General features: G+C 49.3%; 23 protein-coding genes and 5 pseudogenes. 10 read left to right on the top strand and 18 right to left on the bottom strand.

What is annotated here, in order from left to right; translation table 11 throughout:
• Nucleotides 1–771 precede the first annotated feature (771 nt).
• The 5 genes from ACIP6T_RS23875 (at nucleotide 772) to ACIP6T_RS23895 (ending at nucleotide 2439) form a co-directional block, all read left to right on the top strand.
• On the top strand, nucleotides 772–954 hold the full coding sequence (locus ACIP6T_RS23875; protein WP_400459597.1) for a hypothetical protein: 183 nt from the start codon (nucleotides 772–774) through the stop codon (nucleotides 952–954).
• Between the two features lie 61 nt (nucleotides 955–1015).
• Entirely contained in the window at nucleotides 1016–1228 is a 213-nt protein-coding gene (locus tag ACIP6T_RS23880) for a hypothetical protein (RefSeq protein ID WP_400459600.1), read from the top strand.
• A gap of 118 nt (nucleotides 1229–1346) precedes the next feature.
• On the top strand, nucleotides 1347–1496 hold the full coding sequence (locus ACIP6T_RS23885) for a DUF333 domain-containing protein (protein ID WP_400459723.1): 150 nt from the start codon (nucleotides 1347–1349) through the stop codon (nucleotides 1494–1496).
• Nucleotides 1493–1591: a YoaK family small membrane protein gene (locus tag ACIP6T_RS23890; protein WP_141400284.1), complete on the top strand. Its 99-nt coding sequence runs from the start codon at nucleotides 1493–1495 to the stop codon at nucleotides 1589–1591. The genes ACIP6T_RS23885 and ACIP6T_RS23890 overlap by 4 nt, the downstream gene beginning before the upstream one ends.
• Nucleotides 1592–1650: 59 nt before the next feature.
• On the top strand, nucleotides 1651–2439 hold the full coding sequence (locus ACIP6T_RS23895) for an ImmA/IrrE family metallo-endopeptidase (RefSeq protein ID WP_400459604.1): 789 nt from the start codon (nucleotides 1651–1653) through the stop codon (nucleotides 2437–2439).
• Between the two features lie 836 nt (nucleotides 2440–3275).
• Here the strand turns inward: ACIP6T_RS23895 and ACIP6T_RS23900 are convergent.
• From ACIP6T_RS23900 to ACIP6T_RS23910, 3 genes are read right to left on the bottom strand one after another with little or no spacing between them, the layout of a single operon-like run.
• Nucleotides 3276–3398, bottom strand: a complete 123-nt coding sequence (locus tag ACIP6T_RS23900) for a DUF2767 family protein (protein WP_400459607.1) — start codon at nucleotides 3396–3398, stop codon at nucleotides 3276–3278.
• Nucleotides 3399–3426: 28 nt separating this feature from the next.
• The gene (locus ACIP6T_RS23905; protein WP_400459609.1) at nucleotides 3427–3957 is read right to left on the bottom strand and encodes a hypothetical protein; all 531 of its coding nucleotides are present in this window, start codon (nucleotides 3955–3957) and stop codon (nucleotides 3427–3429) included.
• 6 nt (nucleotides 3958–3963) lie between these two features.
• Nucleotides 3964–4284 (bottom strand): DNA circularization N-terminal domain-containing protein, encoded by a 321-nt coding sequence (locus tag ACIP6T_RS23910; protein WP_400459612.1) that lies wholly within the window; start codon nucleotides 4282–4284, stop codon nucleotides 3964–3966.
• 68 nt (nucleotides 4285–4352) lie between these two features.
• Between ACIP6T_RS23910 and ACIP6T_RS23915 the strand changes: the two genes are divergently transcribed.
• Nucleotides 4353–4943, top strand: a complete 591-nt coding sequence (locus ACIP6T_RS23915) for an ATP-dependent Clp protease proteolytic subunit (RefSeq protein ID WP_400459615.1) — start codon at nucleotides 4353–4355, stop codon at nucleotides 4941–4943.
• Nucleotides 4944–5174: 231 nt separating this feature from the next.
• On the opposite strand, the pseudogene ACIP6T_RS23920 reads toward ACIP6T_RS23915, so the two are convergent.
• The 8 genes and pseudogenes from ACIP6T_RS23920 to ACIP6T_RS23955 all read right to left on the bottom strand — a co-directional run bounded on the left by ACIP6T_RS23920 (nucleotide 5175) and on the right by ACIP6T_RS23955 (nucleotide 9530).
• A pseudogene (locus tag ACIP6T_RS23920) lies at nucleotides 5175–6355 on the bottom strand (phage tail tape measure protein).
• Between the two features lie 58 nt (nucleotides 6356–6413).
• Nucleotides 6414–6632, bottom strand: a pseudogene (locus tag ACIP6T_RS23925) (phage major capsid protein); the annotation flags it as partial.
• A 2-nt stretch (nucleotides 6633–6634) separates the two neighbouring features.
• Nucleotides 6635–6910: pseudogene (locus ACIP6T_RS23930) on the bottom strand (P27 family phage terminase small subunit); the annotation flags it as partial.
• A gap of 164 nt (nucleotides 6911–7074) precedes the next feature.
• Nucleotides 7075–7413: pseudogene (locus ACIP6T_RS23935) on the bottom strand (HNH endonuclease).
• Between the two features lie 157 nt (nucleotides 7414–7570).
• A complete protein-coding gene (locus ACIP6T_RS23940; protein WP_400459618.1) occupies nucleotides 7571–7891 on the bottom strand; it encodes a hypothetical protein in 321 nt (106 codons plus the stop codon).
• A gap of 153 nt (nucleotides 7892–8044) precedes the next feature.
• On the bottom strand, nucleotides 8045–8278 hold the full coding sequence (locus ACIP6T_RS23945) for a hypothetical protein (RefSeq protein ID WP_097098380.1): 234 nt from the start codon (nucleotides 8276–8278) through the stop codon (nucleotides 8045–8047).
• A gap of 541 nt (nucleotides 8279–8819) precedes the next feature.
• Nucleotides 8820–9071 carry a bacteriocin immunity protein gene (locus ACIP6T_RS23950; RefSeq protein WP_400459621.1) on the bottom strand — a complete coding sequence of 84 codons (252 nt, stop codon included), beginning with the start codon at nucleotides 9069–9071 and terminating at the stop codon, nucleotides 8820–8822.
• Between the two features lie 144 nt (nucleotides 9072–9215).
• The gene (locus ACIP6T_RS23955; RefSeq protein ID WP_400459624.1) at nucleotides 9216–9530 is read right to left on the bottom strand and encodes a hypothetical protein; all 315 of its coding nucleotides are present in this window, start codon (nucleotides 9528–9530) and stop codon (nucleotides 9216–9218) included.
• A 2372-nt stretch (nucleotides 9531–11902) separates the two neighbouring features.
• On the opposite strand from ACIP6T_RS23955, the gene ACIP6T_RS23960 reads away from it, so the two are divergent.
• The gene (locus tag ACIP6T_RS23960) at nucleotides 11903–12088 is read left to right on the top strand and encodes a general stress protein (protein ID WP_097098384.1); all 186 of its coding nucleotides are present in this window, start codon (nucleotides 11903–11905) and stop codon (nucleotides 12086–12088) included.
• A 374-nt stretch (nucleotides 12089–12462) separates the two neighbouring features.
• Here the strand turns inward: ACIP6T_RS23960 and ACIP6T_RS23965 are convergent, their stop codons facing one another.
• The 4 genes from ACIP6T_RS23965 to ACIP6T_RS23980 form a co-directional block, all read right to left on the bottom strand.
• Nucleotides 12463–12747 carry a hypothetical protein gene (locus ACIP6T_RS23965; protein WP_400459627.1) on the bottom strand — a complete coding sequence of 95 codons (285 nt, stop codon included), beginning with the start codon at nucleotides 12745–12747 and terminating at the stop codon, nucleotides 12463–12465.
• 821 nt (nucleotides 12748–13568) lie between these two features.
• A complete protein-coding gene (locus ACIP6T_RS23970) occupies nucleotides 13569–13754 on the bottom strand; it encodes a hypothetical protein (RefSeq protein WP_400459630.1) in 186 nt (61 codons plus the stop codon).
• A 1118-nt stretch (nucleotides 13755–14872) separates the two neighbouring features.
• On the bottom strand, nucleotides 14873–17092 hold the full coding sequence (locus ACIP6T_RS23975) for a putative bifunctional diguanylate cyclase/phosphodiesterase (RefSeq protein ID WP_400459726.1): 2220 nt from the start codon (nucleotides 17090–17092) through the stop codon (nucleotides 14873–14875).
• 444 nt (nucleotides 17093–17536) lie between these two features.
• The gene (locus ACIP6T_RS23980; protein WP_097098507.1) at nucleotides 17537–17776 is read right to left on the bottom strand and encodes a transcriptional regulator; all 240 of its coding nucleotides are present in this window, start codon (nucleotides 17774–17776) and stop codon (nucleotides 17537–17539) included.
• A gap of 355 nt (nucleotides 17777–18131) precedes the next feature.
• Between ACIP6T_RS23980 and ACIP6T_RS23985 the strand changes: the two genes are divergently transcribed.
• The gene (locus tag ACIP6T_RS23985; RefSeq protein WP_400459633.1) at nucleotides 18132–18341 is read left to right on the top strand and encodes a DUF3606 domain-containing protein; all 210 of its coding nucleotides are present in this window, start codon (nucleotides 18132–18134) and stop codon (nucleotides 18339–18341) included.
• 379 nt (nucleotides 18342–18720) lie between these two features.
• Here ACIP6T_RS23985 and ACIP6T_RS23990 read toward each other — a convergent pair whose 3' ends face one another.
• On the bottom strand, nucleotides 18721–18870 hold the full coding sequence (locus ACIP6T_RS23990; RefSeq protein ID WP_400459729.1) for a methyl-accepting chemotaxis protein: 150 nt from the start codon (nucleotides 18868–18870) through the stop codon (nucleotides 18721–18723).
• Nucleotides 18845–19171 carry a hypothetical protein gene (locus ACIP6T_RS23995; protein WP_400459636.1) on the bottom strand — a complete coding sequence of 109 codons (327 nt, stop codon included), beginning with the start codon at nucleotides 19169–19171 and terminating at the stop codon, nucleotides 18845–18847. The genes ACIP6T_RS23990 and ACIP6T_RS23995 overlap by 26 nt, the downstream gene beginning before the upstream one ends.
• 747 nt (nucleotides 19172–19918) lie before the next feature.
• Here ACIP6T_RS23995 and ACIP6T_RS24000 point away from each other — a divergent pair.
• Both ACIP6T_RS24000 and ACIP6T_RS24005 read left to right on the top strand, forming a co-directional pair.
• Nucleotides 19919–21700 (top strand): sensor domain-containing phosphodiesterase, encoded by a 1782-nt coding sequence (locus tag ACIP6T_RS24000; protein WP_097098388.1) that lies wholly within the window; start codon nucleotides 19919–19921, stop codon nucleotides 21698–21700.
• Nucleotides 21676–21939 (top strand): hypothetical protein, encoded by a 264-nt coding sequence (locus ACIP6T_RS24005; RefSeq protein WP_097098389.1) that lies wholly within the window; start codon nucleotides 21676–21678, stop codon nucleotides 21937–21939. The genes ACIP6T_RS24000 and ACIP6T_RS24005 overlap by 25 nt, the downstream gene beginning before the upstream one ends.
• Nucleotides 21940–21943: 4 nt before the next feature.
• Here the strand turns inward: ACIP6T_RS24005 and ACIP6T_RS24010 are convergent.
• Nucleotides 21944–23546, bottom strand: a pseudogene (locus ACIP6T_RS24010) (diguanylate cyclase).
• Between the last annotated feature and the right edge of the window lie 707 nt (nucleotides 23547–24253).

Below are 24253 nucleotides of genomic sequence, written 5' to 3' on the forward strand. Positions count from 1 at the left end.
AGTCCCATTTAAATACGTCCCCCGCTTGCGCTTGCCATTTAAGCCGATATTACTAGTCTTACATGGAATTTTAAGAACTGGTTTAATGACTAAAGGTGCAATGATCAAAATTTCTGAATCAGAGAGCACTCTGCTGATAATTGCGGATGAAAGACATCAGCAGCGTTAACTGCCCGCCACTTAATAATCGAAACAAGACAGAAGAGGAAGTCTGGGGTACTTTTCAGGAAGCTGGAAGCTGAACAAGACCATCAGAGGAGGATCTATCCCCGGCATAAAATATGGAAAATGGTTGGAAATGGTGCCGGCAGTTGACCCGATTTAACGACAGATTCAGGTGGCCCTATAAATCAATATATGCAATGTGATAATGAAAGTTTTACAGCGGAAACCATCTGAAGCAAAAAGAGATATCACCGTTATAATGAACTTTACCCGCGCTGTACGGTTTTTTTACTAAATACAACCTGATACTTAATTTTTGAAACTGCTGCCGTAGCGGTGGCCATACAGTACGCGAATATCAAGTAGGCCTAACGCAGTCCCGATGATGTTTTTCCGGCAACAAAAGAGTGATGCATAGCATGCATTAACGGTTGAGCCATGCCTGTAAGGCTGATTTGATAAATAACCTCACCCTCTTGACGCATTTGATTTAAAAATTTTCCTAAAACCGCTTACGCGGAGCGTCATTGCCATCCTCTTTTACTTGTTCACCAGCTGATAACTATTATTTTAATGCACTCGGCTCACACACTTCAGGAGGTTATTATGACGACTTACGAAGGTGCCGGTATCGTTCGCCGCGGGAATTTATACGCAGGAAATTATCGCAACCGTAAGAGAGAAAATGCGTCTGGATATATAGGGTCAAATCCAGCTGCTGAATTGCTTAAGTGTGCAGATGCGATTGACGTAGGGATGAATCATCCAAGTCTGCGGTTTGTCGACTGAGACATTGAGAAGCAGCTACGCTTGTAGTAAAACATCAGCTAAAAAATAAAGGAGATGAATTATGGACGATATCGATCTGGCACAAGAACGCGAAGAGGCACGACTTTCCGCAGCTCTTTTCGCACGTGCGCCACGTCTTGTCAGCCGAAATGGCAATTGCATATGGTGTACGGATGAACCAGTAGTTGCAGATACAGCCTTCTGCTCGGCTGAGTGCGATGAGGATTATCACAAGCATCATCGTGAAATGAAACAGCGCATTACAGGTGAGTAGTGGCCGGAAGAGACTTTCGAATAATTAAGAAATGCAAATGAACTGTGCTTTGATTCTTATCGGCATCATTACTCTTTCAGCTTGCGATATGCAGAGAAAAAACTCTGAGAACATTGGCATGGCTAATCCAGCCTCAGTCTATTGCACTAAGGTAGGAGGCAAGATGGATATTGTCAGGGGATTGGGGGGCGATGATGGATACTGCACTCTCCCGGGCGGAGAACGGCTTGAAGAGTGGTCACTTTACAGAAGAGATAACATAAAATGAAAATTGGATATCTTTTCCCGGTTGCCATAATCATCGCAGGTTTAGCACTGCTGATTTGGTTCATCGCAAGCGGAGCTTATGCGCCGGGTGGATGACCGGTGAGAGAATCTGGCCGTGGGGGCTGGCAGGAAGTAGTAGCTCAGGGAAGAGAACTATGGGCGGAAGAGACGTTTGGTTGAGGCTCACTAAGGCGCGAGAGGCCAAAGGTTTAACCAGGGCTGAACTAGCAAGAGTGCTTGATATTTATAGGCAAGCTATTTCATCTTTCGAAAAAGGGATAAAAGCTCCATCCCATGAAACTTTAATGGCCCTGACAAAAATTCTCGGCTTTCCTGAGCGATTTTTTGTATCCAATAACAGCTCCCCAGAAATTATGGGAGCTGTACACTTTCGCAGCCGTAGCACTGCAACCAAAAAAGCAAGAATGAGCGGTCGTGCAAGGGGGCGTTGGATTGCACTAATTTTAAAGGAATGCAGCAAATATGCTCAACTTCCACCTGTAACATTGCCTGATCTAGATATTGCTGATTTTGAATTACTCGATAAATCTGATATCGAAGATATTGCAACAAAAGTTAGAAGGTACTGGCTGTTGGGTGACGGCCCTATAGCTAACCTTACTAAACTTTTAAAGAATAAAGGAATCGTAATATCCCACCTATCTTCTGGTGAAAAAGTTGATGCCTTTTCATACTGGGAAACTGATCGCCCTATTATGGTTCTAGACCGCTCGAAGACAGCTGTTAGGATGCGGTTTAGTCTTGCACATGAACTAGGCCATCTCATAATGCATAGGACCGTTGAAAATGATTATTTAGAAGATAAGCAACTTTTTGATATTGTGGAAAGCCAGGCTGATTACTTTGCCTCTTATTTTTTAATGACATCAAACACGTTTGGTAGAGTGTATTATTCTCCAAATTTATCTGCTCTTGAGCAGTAAAAAGGGCTATGGAGAGCATCTATTGGAAGCATAACAATGAGAGCTCATAGCTTAGATCTAATGAGTGATAATTAGAAAGGTTATGGTTTTAGGCAATTAGCTCCTTTTAGACGTAAGGAGCCACTTAATGATGTTATACCTAAAGAAACACCTAAATTATTGAACAAACTACTAAAGGTGCTTGACACTCATTCAATAATGAAGGCAACTGTTCTAATTGATATTTTCGGATTACCTGCATCTGAACTAACTGCAATTACCCAACTTAGTGCATCTGAATTGACTCAAAGCGACAATGTATTATCATTCATTCTCAGAGAGAAGTAATCCCCATCCGGCCACCGCGCCTGGTTTTTATCGATTATCCATTTCCCCGCTTCGCTAGCATTTCCTTAGAGCCATCCTATTATTATTAATGTCGCTTCTACTTCCCTGTATTGACGACAAACTCCGATTGATAATGATTCGCACCCATCGTGCAGCCCGGACTCCATCAGTGCCGGGCTTTTTTTGGAAGTATAACTATCACTTTTGTAACGGAACCAAATCCGTTACTCCACTCAGTAAATACTTATCATCGATCATTTTCTGATCATGCTAAGTGTTGTTGCTACTATAGCGACGGGTTACACACAGCAAGCGTAACGCCTACGAGAAAATTTCATTTGAACGAATTTATGCCCGCCTTGTGCGGGCTTTTTTTGCATTTTCATAAAGATTTTTCTAAGGCTGCCGATAATTCTTACTGACGGAGTGGTAAAAAGCTCCGCGAAAAATTTAAGACTAATACAGCAATTTTAGTGGTTGGCCCGCTCCTGAGCGGGCATTTTTTATGTCTATCTATCCAGCACCTTCACCTCTGATCGCTCAGGATTATTCAACGCCAGCGCCGTTCTCAGCGCGTCAGCTATGACCTTTTGCTTCGACTCCAAGCCAAAATCATGAAGTGTGAACATCATGAGGATTTGGGAAGGCTCGTTACCGTATTCACCGCCTCACTGAGCGATCATGTGCGTATGGCCTGCGCAACGTAATTGCGCTGCTGCGTTCTGGCCTGAGTGCTGGCGCTGTCAGTTTTCCCCCCCCCCCCCCCCGCGGGGCAAGTCCGGTATCTAGCGTAATGCCGCTGAGACCTTTGACCATTGAGATCAGATATGTGACATTGCCATTCAGTTTTGTACCCGCACGCCACATGGCCTGAAGCTGATTCACAAAATTCATGCCACTGGACGGCGGCATCAGCAGTACTGACAAATCACCCTGCATCAGTCGTGAAGCAGCACTGATACCGAAATCCACGTACTGCATGGCGTCAGTCACGGTATTGAACATCTCCGTTGCATCATCCAGCAGTCCGTTTTGCGTGAAGTCTGGGAGGCCTTCAAGCCCAAACGCTTCAAATGCCGATGACAGAAAATCGTTCATCAATGCTGCAGCGCCAGTTAGCTTCATTCCTGTTGCAATACCGGCTTTAGGAAATGACAGTTCAACTGATTCGATGAAGCTGTCGCGGCACATGCGGCCTTAGTCTTTGGTATGGCTTACGCGAACTTTATCCGTAACGGTGACGGTCTTTTCGCCATAAAAAGGATGAACCAGCTTGCAACTTTCGGGCTTCTCAACTGCCTCGATTAGATTGTTACGCTGCTCAAAATAGTCATCGCCGGCAAGATACGCCTGAACGATGAAGCGCCGTGTTGCGCGCCCAATATCTTCAGCACATGGCTTATCTTGGTTAGGGTACTCATGGACCTGCATGCGTCTGCCGAAAGTTGCTTCATCCTCATCGACCTTAAAGGGCACGCCACGCAGTGAAGCATCCCGCAGATTATCAATCCAGCTCATGCGATCTCCGGGTAATAAAAAAAACCGCCGGAGCGGGTTACTGATCAAATGTCAGGATTACAAATTTAGTGAATCAGACTTATGTTGATGTTCGAAATTTCCTTAAGGATGAAGGTATGCTGCATACAGTTCACTTTTTATGCCCAGTCACAGCTCAAACCTTATCTTCTTTTCAACAATGCTGTCTTCAAGCAGTTGGGAATGGATCATCATCACTTCTAATCCATATCTCAAGCGGTGGTGGCGACCTGATATCAGGATTTACCGCCTATCACTTTCTAAAGTCACTACCAGTACCGGTAATCACTCATAACATTAGTAATGTTGAATCAGTCGCTAACGTCATTTTTATGGCAGGCACTGAGCGCCGAGCCAATCCAGGCTCACGTTTTCTTCTTCACCCGCTGCACTGGGGGTTTACTACTCCGGCAGCAGATCATGCCAGAATGGTTGAGTGGTCCAAATGCCTCGATAACGACTTCCAGCGTTTTATTAATGTTCTCAATAGCGAGACGAAGCGAAATGATGTCGATTGGGGAGCATTGATTAATGCCGCCACTATATTGGACGCCGACACCGCCGCCGCCAACGGTATGGTTACTTCTGTGACAAAAGCTACATTGTCGAACTCCGCCGCCAATTGGTGGGTAACCTGCTGACATATTTTTTCTCCTACAAAAAACCACCTAAGCGGGTTACTGGTTTGAGAAGCGGTTATATCCGATAACATACTTAAGCCAGGGCAAAGTATTACCCGCTGGCGCGACGCGCATGCCGGGTGGAGCATTATCAAATGTCACCTTCAGCTCACCCTGCTGTGGGCGTGAAATCGGGACCGCTGACTGATAGCCCGGACCGCCCTGCTGATTGTTATACCAGCCGCCAGCATTTCAGCGGTTCTTCAGGGATTGCCAGAAGGAAGTTGTGCCGTCCTTTTCAGTGACTGCATCAGCGATATCATTGAGTTTTTTGAAGATGTAAATCGCAACGTCGATGGACACCTTCAGAGCACCTAGTGAAGCTATCTGCTCCAGCACGCCGGAAAGTGAAGTCGCTGTTGTGAGCGCAGTTTTCAGAGTGCCTACGGTGCGCACAGTGAATACACCAGCCATAACAGCGCTGACACCTTTAATCTTGCTCTGCCACCCACCCATAGCTTCAACAACATCATTCACGTCTTGCCATACCGCTTTAACAACCGGACCAACCTGATCCCAGCTGCTGACAATAAGGCTTCGACCCAGTACCAGCAGAGAAACCAGTTTTCCCATGGTGGACATTTTCAGCACGGTCTCAAACATATTCACTGCCTTGACGGCAATACCGATCGCAGAGGCGGTACCAAGAAGCGTCAGACCAAACTTAAAGGTACCGCGAACCATATCAGGGTTAGTCTTAGTGAACTGGCTGAACTGCTCAATCAGTGGCTGAACCTTCTGAGTCAGCCTGAGGATATCGGGCAGGAACATATCCCCGATGGTAATACTGGCAGCGTTAAACTGATTCTTCAGAAGCTGAACGGAGTTGGCAGACGTGGCCGCGCGTGACTCATACTCTTTCTGCATTGAGCCTGCATACTGCTGCGTATCCGCAACGCGATTGAAGTTGGTGCGCAGTAAGTCGAGGTTGGTCAGCAGAGGCGCGATAGCACCAAGCGACTCCTTACCAAATAGCGCATTCATTACCGCAGCCGGTTTGTTTTTGGGCACCTTAGCGAGAGAGTCCAGCACCTTCAGCATCGCGGTGCGTGAATCTTTCTGCATGTCAGCCGCTAACTGGGCCGGATCAATCTTGATAAACTTAAGCGCTTTCTTCTGTGACGCCGTAGCCGACTTGCTGGATGTAAGGGAAAGCATGAAGTTTTGATGCCTGTTGCTGCAATCTCCGACTCCACGCCCATACCCGTGATGGTTGCGCCCATCGCGGCAATCTCACCGGAAGCCACGCCTGCAACACCACCCAGAGGACCAATGCGGGTGACGATGTCGGAAATCTTTTGTGCATTAGCCGGGCCAGTGTTGCCCAGATAGTTAATTTTATCGGCGAGAACCACCACGCCATCCTGGGTCATTTTGAACGCGGTTCGCCATTACGCCGTCATCTGGCCTGACTTTTCAGCGGTCTGGTCAAATGCCACACCCAACCGGTACGCTTACGCGCTTGCCGCCTTCAATACTGGCTGCAAATGTTTTGAGCGCCTCAGAACTGCTCACCACCTGCCCCAATGACTCAGCAACTTTTTTTGCGTTGTTCATCGGCATCTGTGCAACGTGCTGCTCAAGTTCGCCCAGCGCTATCTTGAGTGTATTTTCAGCCTCTCGCAGGGCGTTAAATTCTGAAGCCATTTTGTGGTGCGCCCTTCGATATCGACTATCTGGCGCAATTGCAGAATTCTGCATAAAGATTGCAGAGCCGTTCGAGCGCAAATGTGTCCGCAACCGTGAGCACGCTCACACCGTCCAGAAGAACGGTGAGCCTTACCCAGGCTGTTTTACCCCAGTCGGTCAGATGTGATGGAGGGCTTGGAATTTCCCATGCGGGCTTCGGCTCTTTTTTATTGAGCGCGCTTGCCGGGATTCCCTGTAACAAGTTTCAGATGGGTAGGTTTTGGTCTTCTTCCTGCCATAAAAACCTCCCAGAAAAAACTTTTCATTTCGCGGTTGTGCATAAAAATGGGGACGGGCGGTCAGGAGGTCGCTATCCTCTGAACTTTGCACCCAACCCACCCGATGATAATCATTCTCACTTGAGATAATACCACCCGTTCATAATGGTGAATAATATTCATTCTCATTTATACCAATGAGATGACGGGTCTAGGGGCAGGCCGTCTTCATCGCACCCAATGATGTGACCTCGCTTCTTTCCGCGCTGCTTGGTCGAGTCATGATGCTGCTAGCAGAGGGGCTGCCAGTTAGCCTTGTCCCAGAAGAGCTTCTGAGCTTTCGCTATCTCGTCCTGCTTGCCGCCATTGATGGCCTCTTTCAGTCTGTGCGGCTTGATGTGGTCAACTACAGTTGCCGTCACTGCTCTTCCCTGACGATGACACATGACGCATAGCGGATGCGACTTAAGGAAGGAAAGTTTGGCTTTGTCCCAGCGGCTGTTATAAATGCGTCGCTCGGACATTGGCATTTCCTGCTGATCAGATAGATATAACCCGTGGAAATAGCGATATCACCAACCGATGATTCTTGGTGTTTATGCTGAAAGTTGAACTCTTTGAATGCAGTTTTCAGCACACAATAAAAAACCGCCCATAGGCGGCTTTGTCAGTTCCAAATTTTTATGCTAATGGCGCAAGTAGCCTGATATGGATTTGAATCTGTATACCTGACTTCCCTTGAACATGTCCTTCCAGGATATGGTAACCCATTACGTGCTTAACTCTGAGTTCAAGGTGAAACTCTTTGGCAGCTCCAAACAGCGGAGCGGTCTGGTCACTGAACCTTGTTACTCTCAGCAGAGCTGAATCCTTGGTAATGTTGCCCTGATAAAAGTATGTAGTGTCACCACCATTAACTTTTCCATCCTTAATCGTGATAATGCCTACTCCGAAGTCCTGCTGATTACTTTTGAACCTCAGATGATATAGTCCATCTTTCATTGCAACCTCCGGTCGCTCGCAAAGGTTCCACGCTAATATTAAGGCTATTATTGATGAAGTAAAATTGATCAGTCAAGCTTCACTGCGTGGCTAGCCGTTATCCCTTGTCGGTGGATTAGATACAAAAAAACCGCCCGAAGGCGGTTAGTTTTATTATAAATATGGCCTTGGATTTAAATCCTCTACCGCCTTTTTCAATGTGGCCGTAACAGGTTCAAAATCAAATACCACTAGGTACTCTGGCTGGGGTAATGATGGCTCCCATTTAGCTGTACGTATAGTTATCACCTTGTTGACTCCGCCTATCTCATAATATTTTTCATTATTTTCCAGAGTCACCTTAAGGGGTGCCTTGCCCTGTTCAAAAACCAAAACATCCACGCTCATTACATGCTCACCTTTCTGTAAGCGGGCAAACACCCGCGATCAAATTATCGCCACATGTAGACTACTTTTCATCATAAAATGTAACGCGGGCATTAGGTAGTCAACATTTCAGAATTTTCCACTAATTTGCGAGTTTTTTTTCTTGGGCGCCTCGAAAAATTGCACTGTGGACAAGCATTTCTCCGAGTAATTTTGTTCCATCAACCCTTAAACTCCATTTAAATTTGGTACTATTCTTGTGAGACTTTAGTTTTAAGGGGGTTGCGTTATGACCGTTATTCAAGTGACGTGCACAAAATGTGGTTGTGACCGCTTCGTTTCATCAACAACAACTTCCAGAGATGAAACTGTTGCCAGCATCCAGTGCGAACAATGCTCGACAATGATTTCTTTCAATGATGTAGTCTGGTATCAGGAGGATTTCATGTCAGCGAAACGTCGTTCTTTAGAGGATGGCGATTCGTTTAATAGTGTTTTCTATCTTATTCCTGGCTCATAAAGTCCATCTTCAAACGCCCACGCAAATGCGCCTTGTAATGACTCAGGTCTTAAGGTCGGCTAAGCCTTCGCTCATGCGCCATGACCTTACAGTGGCAACGATTTTTTCCGGCGTCAGGTCATCATCTTCATTGTAGAAAATCAGATCCGAACCTTCCGGATGCTCAGTGACTGCAATGAAGTTATCCAGCAATTCATCCTGATACGCCTCATTACCTTCAGCGGTGCAAATCTCACTGACAAGCTGAGTAAACTCTATTTCCGTATACTCTTCGAATCTTGGCTTTAAGTTCATTGGGCACCCTCATGTTTAGGGTGATCTTAACTCACGATGTCACTTGAAGCATTGCTCAGTGATGTACTGCTGTAATCCGACTATTTGCTTTCCTGCCATAACAATTCGCTCTTAGAGGGTGTATTAATTCTGTTCTTATACAGCTCAGGCATGGGAAGCCACCCGGGCAGCATGCGATGCCATAGCATTATGCTTGAATGACTTAACTCGGGAAATCGCATAGCGTATCGCTTCAATCCAGCGGGGATCAGCCGAAATTATCAGGGAATTTTTCAGTGAAGCATTTAAGATACCCCAGACCATAACGCGCACCAAAACATCTCTCTCCAGTCTATGGTTGAAATCCGATAGGATTGAGTTGATCGCTTCTTTGGTTTGCTGGTAGCCGTCACCCATCTGATACATGCCCGCCAGTCGTTTTATCTGAATCACACATTCACCTACTATGTCATCCTGCATCGTCCGCTCCGTTTTCGTGTTTGAAATTTGACTTAACGAAGAAAAGTGTAGTCTCAGCCACTCAAATTTTCGACCATGGTGACTTCAAGTTAGACGGGGCTTTCATCAGCCAGAAGCATTGATACTTCAGCAGTGACAATGGGTTATCTATTAATTGCGCGCTATTTACTTAAGAAGTGTCTGGTATTTATCATTATTTCCAAAAGTTTCCGTCAAATCCCGGCAACATAATCAGATAGGTATACAATTCACCCTGCACTGGTAATGTGCCTATAGGCATATACCATGACTAACGAGCAGCATTAATAGCTGACAATCCTGTGTGACATCTGCCGCCGTAGTCCGATACGGCGGTCTTTTTTCCAATCAGGCTTAATCCGTTCTTGAAGAATATTTAACTCTTGCCTTCCGTTTTCCTTGCAGATCAACCTTCATTAGCGTCCCCACGTCACGACCCATCACCTCATAGGTTTTCACACATTCAGCTATTGCGAGGCTCAGTACCAAGCCTGCCATCGATAAGTGTTTAGGCGGAGGGTTTTTAAACATTCCGCATTCTCAACATCCGATTGCAGGTCAGCGTCACTGTCCTTTCCCGCCGGACTGAGTTTGCATGGCGGGCTCATCAAATTCTGCGATATTGTTGGCCGCGTCGATTGCTCGCTGTCCAGATACCCAAAGATGACTATCACTAAACCTGCCACGGCGGTGATCATGTACACCCTGTCGGGTGGCACGACACCGGTGAGGCTCGAGAGAGTTGCCATCCAGGTGCCCCCGCTGATTGCAGTGTCTGCGTGTTGGGTCATGCGAATCATATCCAGCCCGGATCGGGGACTTGTCCAATTAGGAATTGTCTACTTTCTGTACTGGAAAAATCCGATTATCTTTTGCGTTGTCGAAATATAAAAGACCGGTTGCCGTTGGGTAGCCAATGAGAAAGAATCCGCCTGAGTGCGGATTTTTTGCATAAAAAAGGCACCGCCGAAGCAGTGCCTTGTAAGTGCTGAAAACTGTGAGCTGCCGGAGCGCCGGGTGCCTCCCGATGAGTAAGTCCAGTCATGCTTACCCGCAATTAGGCTTGCCTTCCCTAAGGAATGTAGTGACTGTTGCCCCGCCGCACAGGGGGGTTTACTCCGGCATTGTATTCTGCGGTGCCGGGTGCCTCCCGGTGATAAGAGATTTGCCACAACCCATATCGCTGTTGGCCGAGACAAAAAGCTCTTGGCTTAGCCCTGTCGCATAGAGGGATTCACTGCATTAGCCCCACTCTAAACCATAGCTATCTTTTAAAAAACCCTTCCGCGCATCGGCGTTAACTTCATGGCTCGTCAGCCGAAGGGGTAATCTGGTGCAAACTGGTTGTAACGATCCACCCTCTCGACCTCTTCAGGGAAGCGCTATTTGGATATATAGGGTCAAATCCATGAATAGGTTTTCCTACGCCGGCGAGCTGACGACTCCTTCGCGACGCGCAATGTGAAGTGCAACCAGACTGCACCAGGCAAGGTGACTGGCGTTAAGGTTATCTTTATCCATGCTCTTCCTGCCAATGCCTTACCGTCATGATTTGACCGTGCTCTATCAGCATTGTAGAGCATTAATATAGAGTAGTGAAACGGTTGCATATTCGGGATAGGCAGCAAGTCCCGAGTATATAGTGTCATGGGCTTGGGTTTAACCTATAGCAATATCGTTTTCGTTAATTTACCTTTTGACATCCAATTAACGAAGTGAGTGGGTTTCTTTAATTTTTAAACAAATGCTGTCATATCACTTAAAATTAAATTTTATATTTACAGTTGAATTTCGAGGCTGTCCCTTTGGTTTTTTGACCTGAACATAGTTTTTATTTAATTAATTTAAATCATATATTTCTTTCTCAATATCAGAATGCCAGACAACCAGACAACCAGACAACCATGTCAGAAGAAATAGTTTACGCCTGTTAAATGCAGATTTGTTACTACTCATTTATATAATTCGGATAAGAATGGGGCTCCTGTCACGGCCAAGTAAAAATAAGACTTCCTGTTTTTTTCGCTGTTCATGTTATGAATTATTTCCCTATTCATTAACACTTAAGCATTATAACCAGTCTGCAATCGTGTATGTATAAGTCATTGTAGATGCTGAATTTTATATTCCTTGATTAATGTGGATAGTAAAAAAATACTGCAGGATTTTATTTCGTAGCATTAGAATATATATCTATCCTTCGCATGACTCCTCTTCTACCACAGGCTAAAAGCGGAACTCCTTCCCACTTACAGAGATTTTATCTCAGTGGCATAACCGTAGCGGTCTACTACAATTAAAATTGTGACTAGCTAGTCCTTGAATCTAATGGAACATTGATAAGAGGTCTTCCTATGAACAAACAGAGCTACAGAGGTGGCGCAGGGAATTTTGCCAATAATCCGGAACGTGCTAAAGAAGCTGGAAGCGCCGGAGGCAAAGCCAGTGGTGGTAATTTCAAAAATGACCCTGAAAGAGCCGTTGAAGCGGGCCGGAAAGGAGGAAAAAAAAGCCGCCGTCCTCCCAAAAAGTCTGAGTAAGGTGCCTTAGGATTTTTTTCGCCATGGACTGGCATCAATTATAAAATCATTGCCTAATTTTACGAATTTCATTAATTAACAATTTCATTACCAACATGTAATTGATTAAATACATTTACCATTTGAAGCTGTGGTAACAGATAAATCATGGCCATTTTTCATTCATGAAAACATTACATTGGATTTGAGGCGCTTTGATTAATATCTAATTTTTTTGGTTCAATTCACTGATAGTCACCAATTACAGTACCCATCAGTAACTTGATAACTGCAAGCAAAAAAAGCCGCGCAGTTTAGCGCGGCGGGGCAATGCGGAGTTTCTTAAAATTATGCTTTTTAGAATCCTGTAAGTCTTAGTTGGCCGACGGTCAAGGTCAAGTATCACCATATTTCTTCTTTCGTTGCCCATGTTTCATGGTTTGACATGTTGCTCGCAATTTGTCTTGTCGTACTTTTTCATCATATTCATCAATCAAAGCCTGGCCCTGATATGTCAGGCGGTAACGATCTTTTTCTCTTAACCAGTCATCGCCATGAAAGTGTTCAATGAAGCCAGATGTAACAAGCTCCTCTCGCACCACAGGCTTGACCCATGCAGGTACAGAGCCTCTATCCTTTAAAATCGACAGCAGCCGAAAATGCTTCGGGGCCAGTTTCATCGCTCTTCTCCCTTTCAACATTTTCTTCATCATCGAGCTTCAGGAGAGCGGCTTCAATCAGACTCAGGGCAAACCATTTTAAATTCGGTCCATTCTTAATATATACCCGGTTAGCCTGAACAAAGCTGCGCAGTAAGAAAAAATGTTTAGTTCTTCACACAATGCTGCCCCGATGCGCCCTATGCAGAGAATGTTGACCTTACCCTCCCCTTTTACAAGAGAATCCCCTATGGATCCGGATTCTCACCACGGCATGCTCGTTAAGGTAAACAACTTAGACCTCATTAACGAACACGCTGATGTCCACTCCGCGATGCTTTCACGCTTCTCGTGACCAACAACTTCGGGTGAATCGGGTGAGACGAAGCTATAATTCCCAAAACGTATGCTCCTATGTGCCTCATCATGGGTGCTGATAACCGGTTGATTCGCACCCCATCGGGGTAAGTGGAAGAGAGGGCGTCAAGGCTTTGCCAGTAAATATTGTCAGCAACATCGGCATGGACATGATGTCCACAACCCGTTTCATCGGTGTTTTCTGCTAAACCGACATGGGTCTGTAAGTTTTGAATAAACCACATTTTGAATGCTCTCTTGCGTCAGGCAGGCTCAGCGCTGAATTATGGTTACGTGAACATGAAAAAGCCGCGCGCTCAAATCTAGTCAGGCGCATCTAGGAGGGGTGTCAAAAAGAGGCTCCCGCCAGATAAGGTGATCAGGGAAAATTTTTTGAAGTTCTAACGCCTCCAGGTCAGCTATTTTAAGTAATCAGAAGCTGTAAGGAAAATCTTAGCAGCATGTCGGCATCGACTTTGCAAACTTCAGCCGTGCGCGTATTTCTGTTCATAGCGTTCCACATCACGTTCGGCAGCCTCCACCTCCGACAGCAGCGCAGCAAGATCGGTTACGTCCGCAGATGGATTACTGTAGGCGCGCCGATAGCGCAGCCGCAGTGCAATCAGGCGAATTAAGGATTCACGATAAGGCGTTGCGCAGTTTTTCATCATCATATTTCCTTCAGTCAGGCTTCCCGTGAAATTCCCTTGAATGGGCAGGAGCCACAGAGATCCGCGCAACTTTCTCAGTGACCTTGCGCGCGATGTCCATAGGTACCGGTTAGGACATACGAACCTAAAAGCTTGTGCCCCACGCGGGCAGACCTTCCTCCACTATGCGGCAGATTACCGCCGAACGTACCGCAGTAAAAGGCGAACGCTTTCAGCTGAACTCACATTCGAGGTCATACTCACAGACCGGTGTCTGCGACGGATCGGACAGATACAGTTAGCTGGATTGCTTCATACAATGCGCGTGTAATGTGCTACGCCCTGTCAGCGCATGTGTAGCCGGAGAACTAACAGGCGGATTTCTGGCAATAGTGCAGCAGTGATAAGTATTCCCTGAAGGCTGGGCATATCATCGTAATGATTCACAGTGAGCTACCGCTGATAACCAACCCTTTTAAAGTGAGTTGTTCTCCTTCTCTTGCGATGTCTGCAGCTCTGTGGCGTCGATTTTTTTTTACTTACAAGCAGATGTGAGTCTTCGCTGAGGGGGACTGCTGAAAATTAAGACCTTATTCTCCACCGCGCCATGTACGCGCGAAACTCTTTACCTCCCATTAATATTGCGGATTGGCGGAGGTATTTTTGGGTACATGATTTTGCAAGTGGTGCTATCCAGGTAGACATTCAGCTTCCATACAACCTCCTCCGTCACCCGCTCCTTGAGGGTTTGCGCCATAATCTTCCTGCTTTGCAATTACCCCGGCGGTATCGGCGATCTGCAGTCCGTACCCAAGGTGCTGCCGCATCCTTTGAGCCAGAGAAGCCGCGCATGCTCAGGTGCAGGTCACGGCGGTAGAATCAAACCACTGTAAAGCGTACTGTGCATGCTCAGACTGCAGTTATGACCGGGCTCGTCAGCACACGAGCCACCTGCACCTCCGGTACTTATCATTCGGACTGTTTGACCCAGCAAAAGTTAAACTGAAATTTCGGATTAACCTTGAGATGAGAGAAGAGGTTATATAGTCAGGCCCCCTGCCTTTCTACTTCTGGTAATGGTCGAAAACCGATTGCTTTTTAGACTAAGATGAGTGCTGACACGCACTGTTTTCGGTTCTTCATGGAATCATGTGTGTTCGTCTGCCATCCTCTGCCACCAGCAGGATCTCAAATTCTCCTGCGGTAAGCGGCTGGCATAGTCCATTTCCCTGCATGATGTCGCACTGGGTAATGGTTACAAACGCCTGCTGCTCCGCATCCTCGACTCCTTCCGCCGCCACGCTGATCCCCAGGCTTTTACCAAGAGCAGCAATGGCCCTAAACAACATACGCACGCGCATACTCTTTTCTATTTCGTGCGTCAGCGACTTGTCGATTTTAAAGCCACTTACGAAACCGTGCAGCAGAAGGTTAATCGCTCCAAGGCTTTTACCGTAATGGTCGATTACGAATGAAGCGCCCGTTTTTTTTACGGCTTCAAATCGCGCCGGCGCGTCTTGGATCAGAACCGTCAATTGAGGTTCATCAACCTCCAGATCTACAAAACATGCGTCGCCGCCGGCAGATTCCCGCAGCACGTTTTCCAGCCCTGTCCCCGTGAGCTGGCGCGGAAAGAGATTAATACTGACCCGAAGCAGGGGGCTGCATAGCTGCCACTGGCGGACCTGTGCCAGCGCGCAGCGGATAATCCATTCACCAAGTGTTACGGACAGGGGGCTTTTCACCAGCATGCTGATAAATTCTGCCGGTAGCAGCAACCCGCGAGTCGGGTGCTGCCAGCGCAACAGCGCTTCACAAGCAATGAGGCCACCGCTCTGCACGTCGTAGCGCGGCTGATAGTAAAGGACAAATTGCTGCTGACGCACTGCGGCCTCCAGTTCGCGCTCAAAGCGTCGGCGCTGCTGCTCCGCTTCGCGAAACGCCTGCAGGAACAGCACACAGCAGCCTTTCCCTGATGCCTTGGCCCTATAGAGAGCCAGATCGGCCGCGGACATTACCGCTGACGGGTCATTCCCGTGTTCTGGATAGCAGGCAATCCCCGTACTGGCGCCTATGACAACCGGGGAATCATGATAGCGGAACGGTGTTTGTATCGCGGCAATCAGTCGCTCAGCTATGAGGGCTGCCTCCGTGCTTTCGCCCGGCAACAGTATAATAAACTCGTCCCCGCCGAGTCGCGCAGCGGTAACCGCGCTAGTGCATACCGCGCGTATCTGCTCCGCGACATGACACAGTAGCGCATCGCCAGCGGCGTGGCCGAGGGTGTCGTTAACCTCCTTGAAACCGTCGAGATCGGTCATCAGAAGCGTGTACGGCACGCCGGCCTCAGTCAGTTGCCCGAGCTGATGCATGAATGCATTGCGGCTGGCAAGTCGGGTCAGCATATCAAGAGAGGCCAGCTCGCATAGCCGGGCCTCGCTTTCATGACGGGCGGTTACATCGCGGATGATCATGCCGACCAGCCGCTCGCCGTCTTCCCGCCAGCCAGAAAAGGACACTTCGGCAGGAAACTCCTGACCGTCACGCCTGAGCCCCCATATTTGCATGGTGCGCGGCCGGGATATGGCGGCCTCGTCGGCGCTCAGCCGATCAAGTTCGTTGCGGTAGTCAATCTGGCACCGCTCTGGAATGAGCGCAGCCACGTACTGCCCTGACATCTCCTTCTCATCATAGCCAAACAGGGCGGCAGCGGCTGGGTTCCAGAAGGTGATGCCGCGACGCAGGTCTGTGCAGATGATGGCGTCCGGAGAGGTGGCGGATATCGCCTGCAGCCGCTGCTGACTGGCGTGTCGCAGCACTTCGAGCCGGTGCACTTCCATGCGGTCCATCACCAGCGCGGCGATATCGGCTAGGTGCTGTCTGTCTGCATCCGTCAGCGGTGTTCGCGGCTGAGTGTCGGTCAGGCAAACTGTACCGATATGGTGTCCGTCCGGGGTGGAGAGCGGGATCCCCGCATAAAAGCGGATATGCGGATAACCATGTACCAGAGGATTATCACGAAAGCGCGAATCGGCAAGGGTGTCCGGCACGCAGAGAATGTCGCCTTGCGCCAGCGTGTGGTCGCAGAAGGCCACCTCCCGAGCAGTGCCAGAGATGTTAAGCCCGTAGCGGGATGTGAAGAACTGGCGCTGATCGTCAATCAGCGAGACAAAGGCTACTGGCACTCGAAAAAGGCGCGCGGCGAGCGTGGTGAGGCGGTCAAGTGCGTCTGCCGGCAGCGCGCCCGTCTGCTGGTACTGTGCCAGCGCGTCGAGGCGGGCCGCCTCGTGGATATCGGTCAGGCGTTTCACAGTCTGGCCCCTTGTGTTTAGTGGTCTGTGGCCGGCATGACACAGCATAAAGGGGACACGTTCAATCAGACGGAGCCGCATAAACCTTGCCGCTTCGCTGCCGGAAGAAAGGCCCGTCCGTGGGCCCGCGCACGATGGGAGCCCTGAAGTTCTTTATCTCCCCGTAGGCAGATACAGGATAATAAATAGTCCTCCAGCCCAATGAACCGATCCTGAAAGTGGTTTTCCGGAGCGTTCCTGGGTGGGGTTTTAAGGGGGCCGTAAAGCGCCCCCGCAGTACACGTTCAGGATATCCCGTGCAGGCAGACTGTAGTGTGTGTACAGCCGGGTAACGAACCGGGCGACGCTACCTGGCCGTGCTCACAGTTGTGTTCCCGCAGGATCTTTTCAGTAAAGCTGGCCCACATAGCGGAATAATATTTTCTTCTCCTACCCCACCCCCTGTATCGGCATATTTCAACTGAACTTAAGGTTGGGAGTAAGTAGAACGTATTATTTTTTCTTCTGCGGCACGAGAGTAAAATGCGGATGCTGACCGGCGAGCAGCAGCAGGAGTTCATATTCGCCTTGGCTTAGCGTCGCCGGATTTTTTGCGGCTTCCTTCGTCTGCCAGACCCGCAGGCTGAGATCGAAACGTTCGGCGGCGCTTTCCTGCGACAGGCCGGCCGCGAGTCGGAGTTCACGAACGTTGAACTCTACAGCTACGGGCCGCAGTAATGGCTTACTTCCCAGAGATACCCCCTGCTTAAGTTACTATGGCGGGTGGAACCGGTGTGGTATGTGCACCGGTTTAAAACTTCACATTATCTTAATTGTTAGCTGGCGCAGTCAAGATGCTCAAACTCAGTACAGAATATCTCCCCCGGAATTAAAACCAAATTAATCCTCTTACCTATCCCAGATTCTCGTTCGCAATGAGCAAGGATGTGAATCATATGGCAGCCAGGATTTATCTCCTTTTGAGGCATTACTGACACAGAGAGATTATTCCGGTTTTTTCGGCCGGTCGTTCGTAGGGAAATGGGGAGGATTTACAGGGCGAAATACATGCATCGCCTTACCCTTCGAAGAATAAAAGGATTCCCCAATGAAACATCGTGACTATATTCAGCGACGTGTGCCCGGCGATCTCACCCAAGTAGACATTCGCGAGCAGTGGCAAATCACTTTCTGGGCTCTGGAGCTGCACACCACGCAGGAGCGTTTAACAAGGGCCGTGCGTGAGGCTGGCCCGGATGCAGATCAGGTGCGGGCGTGGCTGGAGAAAAACCCGCCCCCACGTGCGTCCCGCTACTGACGACTAAAGACAATCCAGTTACCGGTTAACAGCTCCGCCAGTGGTACAACCCAGGCTGCCATTGGGGTAACCTTATCCGGTAACGTGAAGCGGCTAATAACGCCGCCCAGCGCATCAGTCTGTCTGCTGAGGCTACTGAATATGGCCGAAAGCTGCTGAACCAGCCCCGCACTCTGCAGCGTGACGCGGTCAAGCTCAGCAATGGCAAGCGTTACCTGCGCGATGCCTTTACTTTGCTGTTCCGAATAAGCTCGTTTACCTCACCGACTCCGTGCAGCACCTCTTACATAGTTATGCCAGCGCTGTCCGCCGCATGGCGACCTTCGCTGACCCGACCGATCGTAACCGCGCGATGAGTCCCTCAATTTCTTTCGAGGCATTAGCGCTGCGCCAGCAAACGGACCTCCACAGCCACTACTGCAAAGCCACGGCGCTGCTCGCTGGCGCGGGCGGCCTCAACGGCGGCGTTCAGCGCCAGAATATTAATCTGAAAAGCGATACTGTTAATGGTATTGGTAAACTGCCGGATTTTTTCTGAGCCTTTCGGTAATGCTGCCCATGGCCGTCACAACCGAGCGCATCAGCTCAGCCCCCAGGTGCGTGGTGCCGGCAGTGCGGCCAGCCAGCTCCCCGGCCTCGCAGGCATTTTCGGCATAGTGGCTGATTGTGACCATGATTTCTTCCATGCTGGCCGCAGTCTGCTCAAGCGCAGCAGCCTGTGCCGAGGCGCGATCCGACAAATCCGCATTACCGGCCTCAATGTTGCCGGCCTCGCGGTAAAGAATGACGGCGTTGTCGCGAATAATCTGAATGCATCTTGCCGGTAGCACCGCATCTCTTTCACAAACGGCAACAGCTGATCCAAGCAATTGCTGTCGAGGTCTTCAGGCTCTCGTATGAGTTCTCCTTCCCAGAGGCTTTTAACGTGGGCGTGGTTTTTAGTCTGCAGGCGTACGAGAATAGTCATAAGATAGCGTCACAGAAGACCAGCAGCGCGCTGGCGGCCATCAATGCCCTTTTTTCGTGCTACGTCCCGCTATGCATCACGTTGCCGCTACGCGTGAGAAAAGTCAGTTGCTGTGTCAGCGCTTCTGCGCGGTCCGCGTGCCAGTATATGTCGCGCAGGGTCAGTGTGCCGTAGCCGCCCATGAGCGCCACTACTGGCAGTGAGACGACCATCGTCCACTGCACGACGCGGCGGATGGTAAAGTGTCAGAGTAAGTGCATGTGATTTCCCTGGTATGGTAATTACTTAATAAGTATTAATTATTTTAGTTAATAATTGCTGTTTAATTGCATGCGTTATTAAATTATGCGCAATGTTTTAATAGAATTAGCTTGGCAGATTATTTAAAAAAATAAAACGCGCAGACGATAAAATTAAAGAATCGTAAATGTGTAAGGAATTCGTTAAAGAAAATAAAAATGACATTAAATCTCTATGCGCTTATTATAAACCGTATAATAAATTTTCAATTATTTTTTCCTTTCGCAGACATTGCGCATTCTTACGGTCCGCTACTGTACATTTTTTCTTTTTAATTTCGCTCCGGAACCAGGCCGAGGCGGAGGAACCCATGTTGATGAATCTCAACGGCGACAATGATCGTCGTGCACAGGCGCTCCAAGCCCTGCGAAACCCCGATGAAAGCCGGGACGACGTGCTGCGAAAATTTGTCCGGCTGGCCAGTCAGGCGCTAGGCATCCCGGGAAGCTTTATCTCCGTGCTGGACGATGAGCACCAGTTCGTCCAGGCAGCACACAATTTTGCGCTCCGTCAGTCTTCGCGGGAAGACTCGCTCTGCCGCCACGCGGTGGATAGCGACAGCGCGGTGGTTGTTCCGGATACGTGGTTGGACGCCCGCTTCGTTACCCATCCCCTCATCACGGGCTCGCCTTATATTCGCTTTTACGCCGGTGCGCCGCTGAAAAACCGTGAAGGTATCGTGCTGGGCACGCTGTGCGTTACCGATACCGAACCCCACCCGTTCAGTGCCGAACAGGTCACCACGCTGAAGCTGCTGGCCGCGCTGGTGATGTCGTTTCTTGAAGCCTGGCACTCAGCCGGCTTTGCCGATCCTGTCACCGGTCTGCCCAACCGTCAGCGGCTTATCCGGGACCTGCAGTTCCTGGCTGCCTCGGGAGAAAATACGTCCCGCCGTCTGGTACTGATTGACTGCATCGATATGCCGCGTGCTTACGAACTCGCCCGTTCTATGGGAATGGGGCCGGTTGAAAGCCTGCTGAAAGATGTCGCCACATTGCTGCCGCTGCGCCTGCGGCCTGGACCGGGGGAAATGCTGTATACCGTCGCAACAGGCCGCTTTGCGATTCTGACGCGTGACCATAGTCACCTTACTGCGGGATGGGTGGCGGGAAGACTGGAGGGCATCAGCGCCGATCTTGGCGAAGGTATCGCCGTCGCCCTTGCAACGCACACGGGTGAAGTCACCTTTACCTGCGGTGAAATTCCTCCTCAGGAGGCGCTACGTCGTGCGGTAAGCGCCCTTCATGAGGCTATCGGGCGAGGGCTGCCCTCAATGCGTTTCAGTCAGGACGCTGACGCTCGGCATACACAGGATTTTACCCTGATGCACGAGCTGGCCTGCGCCCTGCGCGAAGATTGCGGGCTCTGGCTGGCTTACCAGCCCAAAATCTGCCTGCACAGCGGGATACCCGTGGGCCTGGAAGCATTACTCCGCTGGCGGCACCCGCAACGTGGAGAGTTGTCTCCGGCACACTTTGTGCCACTGGCCGAACAGACTGAGCTTCTCAGCGAGCTGACGACGTGGGTTACGGCGCGCGTTATTAAACGGCTGACCCGGCTGCGTAACAGCTGCACCCAGCTCCCGGTAACCATCAATATCAGTAGTCGCGACTTTGCCCGGGAGGGGTTTGCCGACGCGCTTGAGACTAAGATGATCAGGGCTAAGCTTCCGACCTCGCTACTGGGCATTGAGTGTCTTGAGACTGAGCGTATTCTTGAGAGCACTGCGGCGATGCGGGGGCTGGAAATGCTCAAGCTACGGGGGTTCGGCATTTCGCTGGATGATTTCGGCACCGGCTACAGCAATATCAGCTACCTGCGACGCATGCCGCTTGACGTAATCAAGCTTGACCGTTCTCTTATCAGCGAAATATCGTCTGATACCGCCTCACGCATCATTGCGCGCAGCATTATCGCGATGCTTAAAGATCTTGACTATACCGTGCTCGCAGAAGGTGTGGAAAATGCAGAAACGGTTACGGCACTTACCGAGTACGGCTGCGACCAGGCTCAGGGCTTTTTCTACTCCAGGGCTCTCCCGGAAGCAGAGCTTGACGAGTGGCTTGCATGGAAGATGCGGGGGCTGTGCTGAAATGCTTTATGGGCGCAGGAAAACAAATCGGCCGGAGCTTCAGAAAAATGACGCTTCGCCCGACCATGAAAAAACCCGGCAAGGGGTATGTCGGGAACAGAAAGAGGGCATTAAAACCCTTAAAAGTACATGAGCAGAGCGCTGCGACATCTTTAACTCCCCTGCCGGCGAAGCAACGCCCTGGATTTCTGACCACCCTGGTTAGCAGAGGCTTATTTTTGCGCCCTTTCAATCACTAACTAATCAGAGCCCGTCGTAACGGCTGAAGCCGGCAGAACTCGCTATTATCACTACGTTGCGCCCAGCCCCCTTCGCCACATAGAGCGCCTCATCAGCACGGCGCAGTAATGCATCGCGGCTTCCCCCGCATTCGTTGAGGGCTGCAATGCCCGCTGAAACTGTCATTGTACCCACGAAAGGGAACATCGTTGAGCTGACAACCTGTCGGATACGTTCGGCCGTCCGCGCCGCATCCGTCAACCCTGACTGAGGCAACAACAGAATAAACTCCTCGTCGCCAAACCGGCTAACCACGTCGTCTGTTCGGCTTATCTGACGCAGCAGGGCGGCGAGGCTTACCAGCACCGCGTCCCCGACTTCGTGTCCGTACCAGTGTTAATTTTCTTGAAGTGATCAATATCAATGGCTATCACGCATTGAGCCAAGTCGTCACTCTGCTGATCGGCAAGCACGTTAAAACCGCGGCGGTTACAGAGCCCAGTCAATGGATCGGTCATGGCCTCATCGCTGAGCGTCGCCATGCGCCCCGCCATGGCGTTGAGGTGTTCCTGGACAGCCTCTTTCAGACGGTCTGCTTCAAAATACCAGGCCTTCTCTGATGTAAGCAGAACAGGTTGTGCTTCGCTGCTTCCATTGCGCACCATGTCAGCCAGCCTTTCTAACGGAAAAACGAGGTGTCGTGCCAGCTGTGCCATTACGGCGGCCGTAATGCCAATAATTCCGAGCAAAAACCAGAGCGCATTTTCTACCGTCTGCATCAGGATGTGCCGGACAGTCTCAGATGTGCCGGTGATGAAGATGTTCCAGTCGTTCCGTTGGAGGTTCGCATACCCTATGAGGAAATGCTGGCCGCCGCTTTCTGTGCTGAAACGCCCGCTTTGAGTTGCGGCAAGCTGCTTTTGTAGCTCAGGACTGAGGGGCATACGTCCACCTACGCGGGCCGGATCATGGCTGAAGATAATCATGCCGTCATTGCTGACGATGCTCACCACCGCCCCTCTGGTATAAAAATGCTGGCTAAGGATGTCGCCCAGGATGCTCTGCTTTTTAAGGTAGATGGTGCCGCCTAAGTAACCCAGGTAATTACCATCCGCTGCAAAAAGGGGGTGGGGCAAAAACACCACGTAGTTACCCGAGGCGGAGGTAAACGGCGCTGAAATAAAGGGTTTCTGCGTAGCAATAGCCCGCCGACTCGAGTCGGAGTATAGCTTCAGGCCAACCAAGTTCAAGCTTTCTGGTGAGGTGACGGCGATGACGGCGTCCCGGTTTACCACCACGACTGAATTAAAAAACCAGACTGAAGACGGAGTCGATCGGTCTCATCCCGCAGCAGTGTCAGGTCGGTAAGTCCCTTGATCCTGGTTGTGCTCCAGGCCAGCTCGCGCTGCGCCGTAGCGAGATAGCGAGATAGCGAGATAGCGAGATAGCGGCCCATGGTGTCTGCTAATTTCCGGGCATAGGCAATGTTGCTTTCCATCAGGCTGTCTTCAATGTTGCACTTCTGAAAGAGAAGCAGCGCCCCCAGCAGCAGGACGGAGGTAAGCATGACGCCCCCCACGAAAAGCGAAATAAGTAGCGTGCGCCGGCGAAATTTTTTCTGAAGCATGGCTATAAGGGCCCGGTTAGAGGTGACATCTGATGTTATCAGCGCCAGCCAATGCTGAAGGTGAGAGGAGGGCACAATATATGTTCTACTCAGGATGATTGCGCAAGACTGAACGAGGGCATATAACGCAGATATTCTTACTTAACTCAATTGTGACCAACAATTATTCAGCTATAAGCGATTTAAGTGGATTAAAGAAAGAAAAAAGATTATCAAAGAGCGGTATCGTCTCACCGCGATACAAATCAACGATTAGCCCGTTAAGGCTTGCGGGCATTTTTTTCCAAGATTTTGGGTAATTTATTTATATCGCAAGAAATATCATTAAAAACAGGAGGGGTTACTGCCACCACTCAATACATGAGGGTATCTCTATGTTAGCATGTAAACATTTTTAATAAAATCATATACTTACATCAAGCGCAATTACTCCGTTTATGATCCAAAATTGGCATGTATCCTGTGAAGAGCACCCATGGCGGAAATTTTTCAAACTGCAGGCTTTATCACCTTGAGCATCGTCGTAGTGTAGAATCCGAAGCGAAAGCAAATCATTGATCGCTCTTGGTAAAACGAGATTTCCTGATAAAAATATATTTTAACGAGCCATATCTTAACGAAATTGTACCTTATCATCCCCAAACGTATTCAGCATTTAATTATGAAAATTATAAATTTTACTAGCGATTTCCCCTCAAAATGCATAG

This window comes from Pantoea sp. NPDC088449, assembly GCF_044753225.1.
Classification (GTDB): Bacteria; Pseudomonadota; Gammaproteobacteria; order Enterobacterales; family Enterobacteriaceae; genus Pantoea; species Pantoea floridensis.

Excerpts from the sequence above, each read along its gene's own strand:
- ACIP6T_RS24000 (WP_097098388.1), top strand. The coding sequence starts at position 19,919 with ATGTTGATGAATCTCAACGGCGACAATGATCGTCGTGCACAGGCGCTC.
- ACIP6T_RS23905 (WP_400459609.1), bottom strand. The coding sequence starts at position 3,957 with ATGTGCCGCGACAGCTTCATCGAATCAGTTGAACTGTCATTTCCTAAA.
- ACIP6T_RS23970 (WP_400459630.1), bottom strand. The coding sequence starts at position 13,754 with ATGATGAAAAACTGCGCAACGCCTTATCGTGAATCCTTAATTCGCCTG.
- ACIP6T_RS23945 (WP_097098380.1), bottom strand. The coding sequence starts at position 8,278 with ATGAGCGTGGATGTTTTGGTTTTTGAACAGGGCAAGGCACCCCTTAAG.
- ACIP6T_RS23940 (WP_400459618.1), bottom strand. The coding sequence starts at position 7,891 with ATGAAAGATGGACTATATCATCTGAGGTTCAAAAGTAATCAGCAGGAC.
- ACIP6T_RS23965 (WP_400459627.1), bottom strand. The coding sequence starts at position 12,747 with ATGAAACTGGCCCCGAAGCATTTTCGGCTGCTGTCGATTTTAAAGGAT.
- ACIP6T_RS23890 (WP_141400284.1), top strand. The coding sequence starts at position 1,493 with ATGAAAATTGGATATCTTTTCCCGGTTGCCATAATCATCGCAGGTTTA.
- ACIP6T_RS23985 (WP_400459633.1), top strand. The coding sequence starts at position 18,132 with ATGAAACATCGTGACTATATTCAGCGACGTGTGCCCGGCGATCTCACC.
- ACIP6T_RS23975 (WP_400459726.1), bottom strand. The coding sequence starts at position 17,092 with ATGCTGTGTCATGCCGGCCACAGACCACTAAACACAAGGGGCCAGACT.
- ACIP6T_RS23955 (WP_400459624.1), bottom strand. The coding sequence starts at position 9,530 with ATGCAGGATGACATAGTAGGTGAATGTGTGATTCAGATAAAACGACTG.
- ACIP6T_RS23880 (WP_400459600.1), top strand. The coding sequence starts at position 1,016 with ATGGACGATATCGATCTGGCACAAGAACGCGAAGAGGCACGACTTTCC.
- ACIP6T_RS23875 (WP_400459597.1), top strand. The coding sequence starts at position 772 with ATGACGACTTACGAAGGTGCCGGTATCGTTCGCCGCGGGAATTTATAC.
- ACIP6T_RS23895 (WP_400459604.1), top strand. The coding sequence starts at position 1,651 with ATGGGCGGAAGAGACGTTTGGTTGAGGCTCACTAAGGCGCGAGAGGCC.
- ACIP6T_RS23910 (WP_400459612.1), bottom strand. The coding sequence starts at position 4,284 with ATGAGCTGGATTGATAATCTGCGGGATGCTTCACTGCGTGGCGTGCCC.
- ACIP6T_RS23900 (WP_400459607.1), bottom strand. The coding sequence starts at position 3,398 with ATGATGTTCACACTTCATGATTTTGGCTTGGAGTCGAAGCAAAAGGTC.
- ACIP6T_RS24005 (WP_097098389.1), top strand. The coding sequence starts at position 21,676 with ATGGAAGATGCGGGGGCTGTGCTGAAATGCTTTATGGGCGCAGGAAAA.
- ACIP6T_RS23885 (WP_400459723.1), top strand. The coding sequence starts at position 1,347 with ATGGCTAATCCAGCCTCAGTCTATTGCACTAAGGTAGGAGGCAAGATG.
- ACIP6T_RS23960 (WP_097098384.1), top strand. The coding sequence starts at position 11,903 with ATGAACAAACAGAGCTACAGAGGTGGCGCAGGGAATTTTGCCAATAAT.
- ACIP6T_RS23950 (WP_400459621.1), bottom strand. The coding sequence starts at position 9,071 with ATGAACTTAAAGCCAAGATTCGAAGAGTATACGGAAATAGAGTTTACT.